The following is a 13,671-nucleotide window of genomic DNA, read 5'->3' on the forward strand; positions in this document are numbered from 1 at the left end:
CACCGAAACAGAGCAGCCCAGGCTGCTCTTTTCGTTTGCACGGAAAAGAGCCCCGCATCATGAACGACACCTCAGGCAATGCCGCCCAGCGCATCCAGGCACTGCGTGCCGAACTGGATGAGCACAACTACCGCTATTACGTCCTCGACGAGCCCAGCGTGCCCGACGCCGAGTACGACCGCCTGTTCCGCGAGCTGCAGGCCCTGGAGGCCGAGCACCCGGAACTGGTCACCCCCGATTCGCCCACTCAACGTGTCGGCGGCGAGGCCCTCAGCGCCTTCGGCGAAGTGCGCCACGAAGTGCCCATGCTCAGCCTGGGCAACGCCTTCGAGGAGGAGGACCTTCTCGCCTTCGATCGCAGCGTGCAGAGTGGTCTCGGCCTGTCCGGCGGCGACCTCTTCGGCGGTGGAGCAGCCGTGGAATACAGTTGCGAACCGAAGCTCGACGGCCTGGCCGTCAGCCTGCTGTACCGCAACGGCGTGCTGGAGCGCGGCGCGACGCGCGGTGACGGCACCACCGGCGAGGACATCAGCGCCAACGTGCGCACCATCCGCAACGTACCGCTCAAGCTGAAGGGCGAAGGCTGGCCGCAGGTGCTGGAAGTGCGCGGCGAGGTGTACATGCCCAAGGCCGGTTTCGAGGAACTCAACGCCCGCCAGGCCGAGAGCGGCGGCAAGACCTTCGCCAACCCGCGCAACGCCGCCGCCGGCAGTTTGCGCCAGCTGGACCCGAAGATCACCGCCAGCCGCCCGCTGGAGTTCTGCTGCTACGGCATCGGTCAGGTCAGCACCGAACTGGCCCCCACCCAGGTGGGCATGCTGGAGCGCCTCAAGGGCTGGGGCATTCCCATCAGCCGTGAGCTGCGCCTCGCCAAGGGCGTCGAGGCCTGCCTGGACTACTACCGCGATATCGGCCAGCGGCGCATGGCGCTGCCCTACGACATCGACGGCGTGGTGTTCAAGGTCAACACCCTGGAGGACCAGCAGCAACTGGGCTTCCGTGCCCGCACCCCGCACTGGGCCATCGCCCACAAGTTCCCCGCCCAGGAGGAGCTGACCGAGCTGCTGGATGTCGAGTTCCAGGTCGGCCGTACCGGCGCGGTGACGCCCGTAGCGCGCCTCAAGCCGGTCAAGGTGGCGGGCGTCACCGTCGCCAACGCCACCCTGCACAACATGGACGAAGTCGCCCGCCTGGGCCTGATGATCGGCGACACCGTCATCATCCGCCGCGCTGGCGACGTGATTCCCCAGGTCATGCAGGTGGTGGCCGAGCGCCGTCCTGCGGATGCCCGTCCGGTGCACGTACCGGAGCAGTGCCCAGTGTGCGGCTCCGCTGTCGAGCGCACCCAACTGGTCAAGCGTGCCAAGGGCAAGGCCACCACCAGCGAAGGCTCGGTGTACCGCTGCGTCGGCCGCCTGGCCTGCGGCGCCCAGCTCAAGCAGGCGATCATCCACTTCGCCTCCCGCCGCGCCATGGATATCGATGGCCTGGGCGACAAGATCGTCGAGCAACTGGTGGACACCGGTCTGGTGGCGTCGCCCGCCGACCTCTACACCCTCACCTACGAGCAGGTGGTGGAGCTGGAGGGCTTCGCCGACCTCTCGACCCGCAACCTGCTGGCGGCGATCCAGGACAGCGCCAAGCCGACCCTGGCGCGCTTCATCTTCGCCCTCGGCATTCCCGATGTCGGTGAAGAGACCGCCAAGCTGCTGGCCCGCGCCCTCGGCTCGCTGAAGCGCCTGGAACAGGCCCTGCCGGAAGTGCTGACCTACCTGCCCGACGTGGGGCTGGAAGTGGCGTCGGAGATCCACAACTTCTTCGGCGACGACCACAACCGCCAGGTGATTGCCGACCTGCTGGCCCGCGGCGTCATCCTGCAGGACGAAGGCGACGTCAGTGCCGAATTCACCGCCTGTGCCTCCCTGGGTGGCTTCATCGACAAGCTGAACATCCCCGGCATCGCCACCACCGGCGCCGAGAAGCTGGCGGCCCGCTTCGGCAGCCTGCAGGGCGTGATCCAGGCCGACTGGCTGGACCTGCGCCAGGTGGAGCGCCTCAACGAAAAGGCCGCCCGCTCCCTGCGCGACTTCTTCGACGAGCCGGCCAATCGCGAGCACGCCCTGCGCATCGAGGCGCAACTGCTGGAGTTCGGCATGCACTGGTCGTGCGAGCGCAAGGCGGTGGAAGGGCTGCCCCTGGCCGGGCAGACCTGGGTGCTGACCGGCACGCTGGAGGCCATGAGCCGCGACCAGGCCAAGGACAAGCTGGAAGCCCTGGGGGCCAAGGTGGCGGGTTCGGTGTCGGCGCGTACCCACTGCGTGGTCGCCGGGCCGGGGGCTGGCTCCAAGCTGGCCAAGGCCACCGAATTGGGGTTGCGGGTGCTGGACGAGGAGCAATTCCTCGCCGAGCTGAAGGCCCTCGGCGCCGTCTGAGGTGCCACACATGAAAAGGCCGGGCTCGATGCTCGGCCTTTTCGTATCAGCCGTTGATGGCGTCGGTCAGGGCCTTGGCCGGTACCAGCTTGACCACCTTCTTCGCGGCGATCTCGATGCTCTTGCCGGTCTGCGGGTTGCGGCCGGTGCGCGCCGGTCGTTCGCTGACCTTGAGCTTGCCGATGCCCGGCAGGGTGATCTCATCGCCGTTCTCCAGCGAGTCGCTGACGATCTCGCTCAGTTGCTCCAGCACGGCGCGCACGGTGGCGCGGGTGGCGTCGGTGGCGTCGGCGATGTCAGCGATGAGTTGGTCTTTGGTGAGTGCCATGGGAGTGCTCCGATGAAGATGAAGGTGCCCGGCCCTAAGCGGGGCGGGGGCACGCTAGCACAGATCGATTTCCCACGCGTTGCAGGGAGTCGGGTTGCACTGGTGCAGGCCGCTGTTGGTACCCCTTGCCACTCTTTCGTGTCATCCGTTCGCCCGTGGGCGCGCCTACGTGTACTTCGTTTTCAAGGCGCGGCAGCGTGAGCCGCTTCCGGGGCTGAGCGCAAGTGCTTGTCAGGAAAAGTGATTTCAGCGGTTGTAAGTTTGCCAAGAGCCAGTACAATGGCGCGGCTCGCCGATCTGGCGAGCTGCGTTATGGTGGCCCTGCCGGTCCCCCCGCATTGATCAGCCGTGAACCCGGTCAGGCCCGGAAGGGAGCAGCCGCAGCGGTGAAATCGAGTGCCGGGGTGTGGCTGGTAGGGTTCACCTCCATAACGTATCTCCTTGATTTCTAACGGTTTTTCGCTCTGATCACGCCAGTGATCCATAGGGTGATCCACCGTGTCTTCTGTACCTTCTTACCTCTGGTTATCCCGACACTCGATCTTCTATTTCAGAATCGTGGTGCCTGGAGTTCTGCGTCCGCTTTTCCCTTGTTCCGAGATCCGCCGTTCGCTGCAGACACGCTGCAAGCGCGAAGCGCTGATCCGTGGCCGCGAATTGCTTCTGCAGGTTCAGCAGCTCTACACCGAGGCGTTCCGAGGCATTCGGCCATCCCTCGACTCTCTACGTGGTGCCTGGGAGGCGGGCGGTAAGCGAGTTGCTAGTTGGGCTGTATGGCTCCGTCAGCAGCAGTTGGTTGCGCTTGCGGAAAAGCCTATGGATCAGGAGCAGGGACGCAGGGTTAGAGGGCCACAGAAGCCCCGCAGCGCCCCTTCAAGAGCCAAACAGGAGCAGCCAGATAGGTTGATAGCGGATGCGCCAAGCAACGCTCCACGCTTCTCTAGGGTGGTTCAGGAGTGCCTGGAGCAGCAGTCACATGAAGGCGTGGCTGCGAAGACGCTATCCGACAAGCGTTCCGTGGCTGAGCTGATGACTCGGATCGTGGGTGATTTGCCGGTCGATCTCATCACGCGCCAGGATGCCCGCAAGTTCCGAGAGGTGGCACTCAAGCTGCCGCCGAGGATGAATCAGCTTCCCGAGGGGCAATCGCTGGAGCAGATCATCGAGACTGCCACCACCACGATCAGCCTCACCACGTTCAACAACTACGTGAAGAATCTGACGACCTTCTTCTCCTACGCCATCCGTGAAGGCTACTGCGAGCGCAACCCGTTCGATGGGCTTCGAGTCAGACAGCGAGGCAAGGTCAGCGAGGAGCGCAGCGTTTTCACTGAGGACGACCTGCGTCGTCTGTTCTCGAAGCAGGTTTACGCATCGGCCAAATCGGCTCAGCCACACAAGTACTGGCTGCCGTTGCTCGGCCTGTACACCGGGGCGAGACTCAATGAGCTATGTCAGCTCTATCTGGATGATGTGGTCCGCATCAATGGAATCGACTGCCTCCACATCCGGGCAACTAGGCCCGATCAGAAGCTGAAAACCATCACCTCGGAACGGCTCGTGCCGATCCACTCGAAGTTGAAAGCGCTGGGATTCCTTGAGTTCGTCCAGGCGCAGCGGGAGGCTGGTCATCACCGTCTCTTCGCGGAGCTGACCTTGCACAAGGCGCATGGCTACGCTGCGGCTCCCTCCAAATGGTTCACTCGGGTTCGTGATCAGTTGGGCTTCCGTGATGGGGCAGAGCGCAAGGACTTTCACAGCTTCCGCCACACGCTTGCTGATCACTTGAAGCAGAAGGGAATAGTCGAATCGTTGGTTGGCGGAATTCTTGGTCACCAGAGCGGCGGGATCACGTTCAGTCGGTACGGAAAGGACTTCAGGCCGGAAGTGCTGGCCCCGGTGGTGGAGGCAATAGACTTTGATGCTGTGGATTGGATGCGGTGATCGGTGATGATGGCCATCGTGTTGACGCCTTTCAGGGTACGCACGAAGGTGGCCAGGGACTCCTGACGCAGCGCCACGCAGTTGTCGAAGACGACAGCCTTCGGTGCCATCTCCTGGTTCTCCAGGGCGAGCTGCTCGTTCTTCTCGGCCAGCTCGGCAGCCAGACGCAAGGCTTCGGGTAGGGACTGCGGGACACGGAAGGCTGCGCCCTTGGCTTGCTCCTCCAGTTCATGCAGACGGTCGATGACCTTGGCGCGGAGCGGGATGCTGTAGCCGGTCAGCAGGATCTCGACCTCGCGGCGCGGGAGGTGATACTCCTCCTGTTTTCGATTGCGGGTGTCGAGGTAGATGCATCCAAAACTGGATGGATCTTTTCCCAGCTCGGAGAGCATGTTTTCGATGTCGCGCTTCACATGGAAATGCTGCTTCCCGGTCAGCTCTGCGATCTCGCGGCTGCTCATGGTTACCGGCTTGGTGACCAGTGCGTTGCTCATGTTCTGTCCTCCAGAAAAGACGAAGCCCGCTCAGAGGCGGGCTATGGGTGTTCGCTGGTAGTGAGGGTTTTTCCGTGATCGTGGAAAAAGGTCAGTGACCGATCAGGGCTTTCAGGTTCTCGGCGGTCTCCTTGGCAGCCTGGGATTCTGCGATCAGGATCAGGTTCTTCTCCTGCAGTCGGTCGATCTGCTCGGTGTTGCGGCTGACCTCGATGTTGTTGGTGGCGGTCAGTTGTTCGAGCTGGTCGATGGTCTTCTTGAAGGACTTGAGGATCTTGTTGAGCTGGATCATGCGGGCCTCTCGTCGGGAGGCAAGAGCGAGAGGCGAACTATGCGCGCGCGGTTAGTTGGACTGGCTGGTTGGGACACGATGCCGCTGCCGCCTCGATAAAGACTGGCGCGGCCAACTATTCAGTTATGCAATTGATTCTGCAGTGGAAATAACGCGAAAGTGAGAACGTTGAAGCGCCCCGATACGGTCTGCTATCTGTAGCGAACACGACAAATGAAGCGGAGGTTTCGGCCAATGACCGGCAATCAATTTGGCTTCAGCATCTCTATTGGCAAGGCACGCCTTTGCTTATTCATCGGCGACGTGTATGTCCGAGTGCCGAGGTGCTTTGAGTTGGCCTGGAATAGCTCTGGTTTCTATTTCGGTAAGGACGGAGCGTGACACACATGGAAACCACATTCAGCAAACACGGCCTGGCTTATGATCGGTATACCCTTGTCCAGCTTTTCAAAGCGATTGAGGAGTTCCGTGCTGTTGACCCAGAGATGCCATCACAAAGTGCTGCATTGTTTCTCTATTCGGCGATCTACCCAGGCTGCACGATGACGGATCTGCAGAAGAGTCTCGGGATGACCCAAGCGTCTTGCTCAAGGAACGTGTCGGCCTTGTCTGAGTGGCATCGGCTCGAAAAGCCAGGACTCGGATTAATAGTGGCATCGCCAGATCCGATGGAGCGCCGCAGGAAAATCGTGCAGTTGACCGAAAAGGGGCAGCAACTGGCCGTCTCCCTGACCGAGGCGGTGATGAACCCTGTTCGCCTGTCTTCGTTCTCGAAGGCTGTAAGGTAAAAAATAACCCCCAGCACCGAGCCGATAGGTCGGCTCCCTGGTTGCCCAGGCGAAGGGTGATGGGGGTTCTGTTAGTCGCTGCTTGTTGGTGCCAGCCGGAGCACCGGAAGGTTCATCTGCTGGGCTGCTTTCCATCTGCGTTTGTCTGCGGCCAGGATCTCGCTCAGCAGCGGATGTTGGGCGGTGCCTCCGGCAGTCGTAGCCAAGCCCGAAGCTCTCCGACTCCTGGCCTTCTTCACTTCGCTGGCGATGCTCTTCATGAGCGAGACCCTTCTGAGGTCCTCTGCTTGGATCTAGCTACCAGCTTGAAGTCTGTCTGCCAGGCGATGCACAGCAGGTAAACCAGGGGAACCAAAGGCCAGAGCAGCAGGGCACCCAGGAAGATCAGTTCAGGCAGACGCATCAGGCTACCTCCGCTTGGGTCTTGATGTAGTCGCTCGGGTCGACGCTGTTTCCGTAAGGCAGGTTCAGTACTGCCTCGATCTGCGACAGCGTCAGGCCGCCAGCCAACATGGTCAGGGCGGAGTCGTAGGCTCGGGCGTACTGGTTTAGGTCTTCTGGGCAGAGTACATCACGGATGCCTTTACCTACCTTGGCCCTCCATTCACCTGCAGAGAGACCAGTCATCACCCTGCATACCAGCGACATGAGGGTCTTCTGGGTATTGAAGGCTTCCTGCTTGACCAGGCTCTTCGGTAGCTCACCAGCCTTGACCTTGTTACCAGCAACCACGAATGCCTGATGGGCCACTTGGTTGTCGATGGTGGTGATCATGGAGCCACGGATCGGCGTGTACCTCAGGAGCTTGTTTCCGAGTTCCTCCATATCGAGGAAGTAGTCACGCACGAAGAAACCCTCGTTAGTGTTTGCCGTCATCGCTAGATGTGCAGCACAGTCGCGGCTGAGGGTGTAGTCAGTGCGAGGGCGCTTGCCTGTCGGAGTCTGGTGCTCTAGGACTTCCCCATTTTTCCCGAATCTGTGAAATATGGCTGAAGCTCCGCGAGTTACCCAGTTTGCGAACTTCCCCTCGGGCTTGCCGATGTTCTCCCACAACTTGCGGGCATCAATGCAGGGTGCAGTTCTGCTTTCAACGAACGGGAGGATGCGGCGAACCTTGGTCATCCTCGTAGTCTGTTCCTCAGTGAAACCGAGAGTCAGCATCACATGCTTCGGACAATCAGCCGGGGTGTAGTTGAAGGACTTGCCAGTTCGTTTGCTTTTCATGGCGTAGATGTTCCTTTTTGTTCAGCCGTCAGAGTCCCTTCCATCCATGCCACCAGCTCCCATCTACAAGGGAAACACGGACGGCTCGGACGGCTGGACAAAACGGGCTGGGTTTGAGGGGATCTGCAAGGGATGCAGGGTTGATGCTTGGTGACTTGCCCAGGAGTTCCCCTGTGCCTGGATGCCATCCATGGGCCAAAGCCTGGGCAGCAGTGGTTGCCTAGGTCGCTACTGTGCTGAGGCCAGGGCTGATGGATGACAGAGGCGAATGGGGAGACTCCTGGGCGGAGTCATCTGGAGGTACATGAAGATGAGCAGGAGGTGGGCTGACAGAGGGTCTTGGGCTTGCAGACAACCACTGACGGGGATGGTTACTGACAACATAGTTATCGGTGATCATCGATCCTGTGTCAGCAGAATCGGGGAGGCATCAAGAGCAACTTGCGGTGCAGCTTGAAGAGCACCTGCCAGTGTCCTCCGCAAGACAGACTTGATGCTGTCTCGTTGCTTGGTTCTTCATTGATGGATTGATGGTAATGACCATGGATAGAGGACAGCTCAAAGACACTCTTAGAGTGGCTTCGCCATCCACCGCTACACCCCGCGAGTCATCGCAGGTAGCCAGCCTCGACTGGGTGCCATCACCTCCCAGCCAGCTATGTCAGGTTCGTCATCACCCGTGACTGCTGGCCGATTGGTCGGGGCAGTGAGAGGGGCTGTACGCCTGAAGCTCAAAGTAGCAGTAGGTACTCGGCGGTCGCCTCGCTGGGCTCTTGCCTTTCCCTGGCTCGATCCGTTCCTCCGGCGGTTTGCGGCGGTGATGATCGAGCGTCATGGTTGAGGATCGAACGTGCGAGACTGCGCTTTCTCCTCTCCATAACTGTGTGTTAATCGATCTTCGTCGAACGTGCATCGATCTTGCACGGCGCGTGAGAAGCTGGCAGGGGTTTTTACCAGCTCCTCACAAGGTTCAAGCGATCATGAGCTTGTCCAGCAGCCCCTCGCCGATTGGCTCCGAGTGCGTAGCATCGCTGCTGTGGTAAACGATCACGTCATCGACACCTGCTGGCTCGCCCTTCACCACGTCCCAGCACCAAGTACCGAAGCCGCCACGGGAGTTCACTGCCCTCACCCAGGCATCAAGGGCCATCCGCTTGGCTCGGTTCTGCTCTGAGTCCTCGCCTTTGATCTCCAGCACCAGCTGCTTGCCGTTGGCCAGTTTGATGAGGAAGTCCGGCACGAACCTCCGCTTGCTGCCCCGCCAGAGGTAATAGATGTTGAACCCGAGGTGGTCGTTCTTGGCGAAGGACTCCACTTCCTTGCGCTTCTCCAGCACATTGGCGGTGTAAGCCTCCCAAGTGCTGTCGGCCACCACATGGCTGATTTGGGACTTGACCGTACCCAGGCATGGCTTGGTCGAGTACCAAGTACGCATCAGCCGGGTGGAGCCAATGGGGAACTCGCTGTCAAACACCGGCTCCAGCCGCTCGCAGTTCTGCTGCTGAACGTGAGTGACCACATGGGCCACGATCCGGTCGATGGACAAGGCGATCAGGATGCGCTTGCGGAGCGGGTCTTGATGAAACAGCGAGGGGATCTCCAGCCGATCCGAGTTGAAGAGCTCCTCCACCAGCCGGATAAGTTGCTGGATCAGGATCTCTCGGCTCCCGGTGAAACCCTGCTGCATAGTGGCGAATGCCTTACGGGCAGCTACGAACAACAGCCGCTGCAGACGGAACTCCTCCGGCAGCTTCTCCAGGTCGATTGATACCGCCTTCGACAGGTCGGCGGCACCACCCAGAGCAGGAGCAAGATCAGCGGTGATATGGATCTCTGCTGGGTTCAGCTTCAGCGGAGAAACCAGTGACCAGTCCACGACCAACTGCGGCTGCACAGTGACATCCACCCGCAACACGTTGGGCCAACTGATCTCCAGCTCGCTGCGCTCCTTCAGGGACTCGATCTGGGTACTGGGTTTAGGTGGCTGCCGTCCCCCGAGATCAGACTCATCCGTGTCTTGGAAGATCGACAGTGGGACACCGAAGACGTTGACGTACTCCGGGACGAACAGATCCCGCTCGATCCCATCCGGGCACAGCACCCTCTCGGTGTCGTAGGAGACCCGACGCAGACCACGACCGATCACCTGCTCACAGAGCAACTGGCTGGTGAAAGCCCGCAGCCCCATGATGTGGGTGACGTTCTTGGCATCCCAGCCCTCGGAGAGCATCGCTACCGAGATGACGTTCTGCAGATCCTGGCCCGCCGTGTTGCGCTTGCCTACGTTGTCGATGATGGCTCGCAGCAACTGCTCCTTCTTCAGGGGCCGCAGCTCGGCCTTCTTCGACTCGGGGATTTTCGCAGCCTCTAGGATCTCCTGCAGGACAGCCTCGTACTGCTTGTTGCTTGTTGCTGTCTCACCGATCTCGGCTTTCTGCAGCACCTTTGAATCCACCCGCAACGTACGCTCGGGGGCCTTCAACTCCGGCCAATAGGCATCGCCATGACGAAAGTAGTGCTCAACCCTGGCAGCGGTCTCAGTGCGGTTGCACACCGTGAGCATCACCGGGGGAGAGACGTGACCGCTTTCCTGCCATGCCTTGAGCGCCTCACGCCAGTCAGCCCCCAGCAGGGTGTATGCCTCTTGTACGATCTGCGGCAGTGCCTCATGCGGCTCTGCACCTCGACGGTTCAGATCATCGGCAACGTCCGGTTCACGGTAGAGGTGATAGAGCTTGGACTTGTAGGTCTGGGCATTGGGTAGGGCATTGTCGCGGACGACCACTCGGGGCGTCTTCACCAGTCCGGCCTCGATGGCATCGTTCAGGCCGAAGTCGGATACCACCCACTCGAATAGGGCAGACTCAGTACTGGTCTTGCCTGTTGGCGCGAAGGGAGTTGCTGACAGATCGAAGCAGCGGATGACCCGGCGCATCTTGTGGATGCGATCCAGCCCCTCGATCCAGCGAGTGGCCTCTTCGAGGTCAATACCCAGCTCCTCGGCGTCCTTCTTGCTGACCTTGATCTCTGCGGGCTTGCGATAGGCGTGGTGCGCCTCGTCATTGATGATGACCAGATCCTTGTAGCCCGCCAGCTTGCCCAGGATTCGCCTGACATACGCCTCATCGCTCTCGGCTCCCTTTTTGACCACGGAGCGATCCTGCTCCTTCAAGGGCATCAGGGTGTGCCAGTTTTCGATCAACAACTCAGCCTGATTCAGCTTCTGTCGCATTGCCTCGTTGGGGCACAGAGAGAAGGCATCGTAGTAGTTATCCGGGTGTCCCGGCTGGAGGATCTGTAGACGTTCTTTGACCGTAAGGCCAGGCGCAACGATGAAGATGGCGCGGGAGAAGTCCTTGTTGCGCTTCGGATAGGTGAGGGCATTCAGCACCTGCCAGGTGATGATCATCGCCATCACCGTGGTCTTGCCACTGCCGGTCGCCATCTTGTTGCACAGGCGCTCCCAGGCTCCACCATCCCCAGGAATGGCAATACCCTGCTTGAAGTCTGCCGGAGCCTCGACGTGCCAGATCAGCGTCTCGATGGCTTCCAACTGGCAGAAGTAGAAGGCATAGGCTCGGTTGCTTTCCTGGTCGTACCAGTGTTCAAGCAGCTTGCGGGTGACCGAGGTAACGCCGGGATAATCAGCATCACGCCACGCATCAACACGCTCACGGATGCGATTGACCAGGTCGAGTTGAACAGCCCGAACCGTGTTAGCTCGGGTGTCGAAAATCTCGTAACCCGCAGGACGACGTCCGGTCATCAGCTGCAGCTTGTTGTCGCTCTTGCGTTGCCAGTGGTGGGTGGGGCGCTCGAAGGGCGAACTGATGATCAGGGACTGGGCTTTGCTCATGATGTCCCTCTCAATTCAGCGCAATGACTTTCAGCGACTCGATGCCGCGATCATCGACGATCTTGACGGCGATTTTGCGGTTTTCTCCCGCCTCGAACGGTAGGCTGACTGTGCCGTGGAACTTATGAAGACGCGACTCGTCCAGCTCGGCACGGATGTTCTTCTTGAGTTTCTCCCAGCCTTCGCCTTTGCCCGCCATCGGGAAGAACACCTGATGGGGGAACAGGCTGCGCTCGTCGTAATCGGTATCCAGCGACCACATGGCGATCTTGCTCTTTCCACCGGAAACCAGCTCGCCCTTGGCGGTATCGAAGTAGTCGAAGCCATGCACCTCCACCTCAAAACGACCATCCTTGAGTTGGCGTACCTCGACATCAGGCTGACCCATCAGCCAGAAGCTCTGGTTGCTGCTACGGGCCTTTCTCAGATCCTCGGTGAGAAGATCGGTATTCATCTGGGCCTTGAGCGCAGTGATGCCCTTGATGGCGTCGATGTCTTTGGCTGCTTCGGGGTCGAAGGTGAAGGCACAGAACACCACCATTTTCGGCAGCGGGAACAGATTGCCCGCCTCGTTAAGGGCATTGGCTACCTGACGCTGCTCCAGGGCGGCGTGTTCCGGGCCGAAGCTGACGACCACACGCTCACCACTGTCGAGATGACCAGAGGCGTGGAGGCTCTGCATGTCCTTGTCGAACGGCAGTGGTTCCAGATCGGCGAACTTGAGAATCTGGCCACCCTTGCCCCGGATGCCTGTCTTCAGCAGCTCGGCCAGCCACTGGTGCTGACGTCCAGATTCGCCGGTACGGGCAATACTGACATCAGCTTCATCGGGGCCAGAGGCTTCATCCAGCGCCTTAACACTGGGGAATGGGACTGCTTCTACGGTGAAGGGGCCAGTGATACGCAGTTTGTTCTTGGCAATCGACGGTTGGTCGTAGAGAACTTCCTGATCAGCGTGGGAGTCAATAGACGCATCCATTTGATTTTGCATCGCTTGGCGGGCCTTATGGAACTCAACCAATAACGCTTTGGCTGTTTCTAACCAATCGTCAGGTGCTTGAAAGGGAACTTCCCACTCGAGAAATGATTCACCTTTAAAAAAATTTAGCTTGCTGCCTTTACGTACGCCGTCGGTGACCTGATATTCAATTTTTGGTGGCTTAATAATTAATTCTTTATTGAGCGCTTGCAGTGCCTTCTCAATCGCCGGGTGCATACGCTCATAGATCTTATCGATGTCCGGATTGTTGGCGATAGACTTGAGAGTAACGTGCGGGACAGTTTTGTAAATGAACCCCCCTTTTAAGCCTTCGTGAGGATACTTTAGCTCGAAATAGTTGTAGCTGGCAGTCATTAGGCGCTGTTTGGCTAAGGTAACGGCAACGCGAGAGGTATCACATGTTATCCAGCGCCGACCCCGCTTTTCGGCAACGAAGGCCGTGGTTCCAGAGCCACAGGTTGGGTCGAACACAAGGTCGCCAGGATCGGTAGTCATTAGAAGACAGCGCTCTACAACTTCCGCGTTGGTTTGAACAACGTAAATAGGATTCGCGGCACCACCCAAACCCGACCATAGGTTTTGGTAACCGCTATAAGGAAAGTCGTCAAAACGTACAGCTAGCCGAATTGATGACTTGGTGGGAATCGCTCGGAGAGACTTCTTTACTCGCTCAAGCCCTTCTGGCGTTGTCCCCCACCAACGATTTCCCGGGTTATAAGTAACGCCACAGTATTCGGTTTCGAATTTTGCTCCCGGCCCAGGCTTTGTCATCAATACCGACATTGCTAAGTGAGCACCATCAGGTACTTCATGGGGGGCAGTTATATTCAGATCTCTGGCCGTCTTAAAATACCCTCCCGCAAGGCTCACTGTTGTATAGCCCTCATCAAGAGGCGCGCCCTTCTTATAAAAGAGGCGATTAAACTTAACCTTTGAGATGTCGCGTGCGTACCAAACAATATAATCAAGAATTGCGCCAATTCTATTTGAAGCCTGAAGCCCCCCCGCAGCTTTAGTGAACGAAATCTGGGAAACGAAGTTTTCAGCTCCGAAGACCTCATCCATAATTTCTCGCACATGATGGAGGTTATCGTCAGAAATCTGCACAAACACGCTGCCAGTCTCATGGAGCAACTCTCTGGCCAACAGCAAGCGATCCCGCAAATACGTAAGGTACGAATGAATGCCCAGCTCCCAAGTATCACGGAATGCCTTGATCATCTCCGGTTCCTGGGTGAGATCCGCATCGTTGCGATCCTTCACATCCCGCTTGCCCACAAACGGCTGGAAGTTGGAGCCATACTTGATGCCGT

At 59.2% G+C, this 13,671-nt stretch carries 10 protein-coding genes and 1 other RNA gene; 4 read left to right on the forward strand and 7 right to left on the reverse strand.

What is annotated here, in order from left to right; translation table 11 throughout:
- Window positions 1-59: 59 nt before the first annotated feature.
- Entirely contained in the window at window positions 60-2,432 is a 2,373-nt protein-coding gene (ligA, locus tag A7D27_RS17505; protein ID WP_069565574.1) for an NAD-dependent DNA ligase LigA, read from the forward strand.
- Between the two features lie 46 nt (window positions 2,433-2,478).
- On the opposite strand, the gene A7D27_RS17510 is transcribed toward ligA, so the two are convergent.
- On the reverse strand, window positions 2,479-2,760 hold the full coding sequence (locus A7D27_RS17510; protein WP_044412796.1) for an HU family DNA-binding protein: 282 nt from the start codon (window positions 2,758-2,760) through the stop codon (window positions 2,479-2,481).
- A gap of 322 nt (window positions 2,761-3,082) precedes the next feature.
- Here A7D27_RS17510 and ffs point away from each other — a divergent pair.
- Window positions 3,083-3,179: signal recognition particle sRNA small type (gene ffs, locus A7D27_RS17515), an RNA gene on the forward strand.
- A 79-nt stretch (window positions 3,180-3,258) separates the two neighbouring features.
- The gene (locus A7D27_RS17520; protein ID WP_069565575.1) at window positions 3,259-4,704 is read left to right on the forward strand and encodes a site-specific integrase; all 1,446 of its coding nucleotides are present in this window, start codon (window positions 3,259-3,261) and stop codon (window positions 4,702-4,704) included.
- On the opposite strand, the gene A7D27_RS27310 is transcribed toward A7D27_RS17520, so the two are convergent.
- Together A7D27_RS27310 and A7D27_RS17535 are read right to left on the reverse strand one after the other, a co-directional pair.
- Entirely contained in the window at window positions 4,593-5,198 is a 606-nt protein-coding gene (locus A7D27_RS27310; RefSeq protein ID WP_256557179.1) for a Rha family transcriptional regulator, read from the reverse strand. The two genes, A7D27_RS17520 and A7D27_RS27310, sit on opposite strands and share 112 nt — an antisense overlap.
- Before the next feature lie 91 nt (window positions 5,199-5,289).
- On the reverse strand, window positions 5,290-5,490 hold the full coding sequence (locus A7D27_RS17535) for a hypothetical protein (protein WP_069565578.1): 201 nt from the start codon (window positions 5,488-5,490) through the stop codon (window positions 5,290-5,292).
- Window positions 5,491-5,876: 386 nt separating this feature from the next.
- Between A7D27_RS17535 and A7D27_RS17540 the strand changes: the two genes are divergently transcribed.
- Window positions 5,877-6,278, forward strand: a complete 402-nt coding sequence (locus A7D27_RS17540; RefSeq protein WP_069565579.1) for a MarR family winged helix-turn-helix transcriptional regulator — start codon at window positions 5,877-5,879, stop codon at window positions 6,276-6,278.
- Window positions 6,279-6,349: 71 nt separating this feature from the next.
- On the opposite strand, the gene A7D27_RS17545 is transcribed toward A7D27_RS17540, so the two are convergent.
- From A7D27_RS17545 to A7D27_RS17560, 4 genes are all read right to left on the reverse strand, one after another.
- Entirely contained in the window at window positions 6,350-6,538 is a 189-nt protein-coding gene (locus A7D27_RS17545) for a hypothetical protein (RefSeq protein WP_042930201.1), read from the reverse strand.
- 142 nt (window positions 6,539-6,680) lie between these two features.
- A complete protein-coding gene (locus A7D27_RS17550) occupies window positions 6,681-7,502 on the reverse strand; it encodes an antA/AntB antirepressor family protein (RefSeq protein WP_177343740.1) in 822 nt (273 codons plus the stop codon).
- A 970-nt stretch (window positions 7,503-8,472) separates the two neighbouring features.
- Entirely contained in the window at window positions 8,473-11,358 is a 2,886-nt protein-coding gene (locus tag A7D27_RS17555) for a BPTD_3080 family restriction endonuclease (protein ID WP_069565580.1), read from the reverse strand.
- 10 nt (window positions 11,359-11,368) lie between these two features.
- On the reverse strand, window positions 11,369-13,671 hold a 2,303-nt coding region (locus A7D27_RS17560; protein WP_069565581.1), incomplete at its 5' end, for a DNA methyltransferase.

Origin of the sequence: Pseudomonas sp. 1D4, from assembly GCF_001728925.1 — a bacterium.
Classification (GTDB): Bacteria; Pseudomonadota; Gammaproteobacteria; order Pseudomonadales; family Pseudomonadaceae; genus Metapseudomonas; species Metapseudomonas otitidis.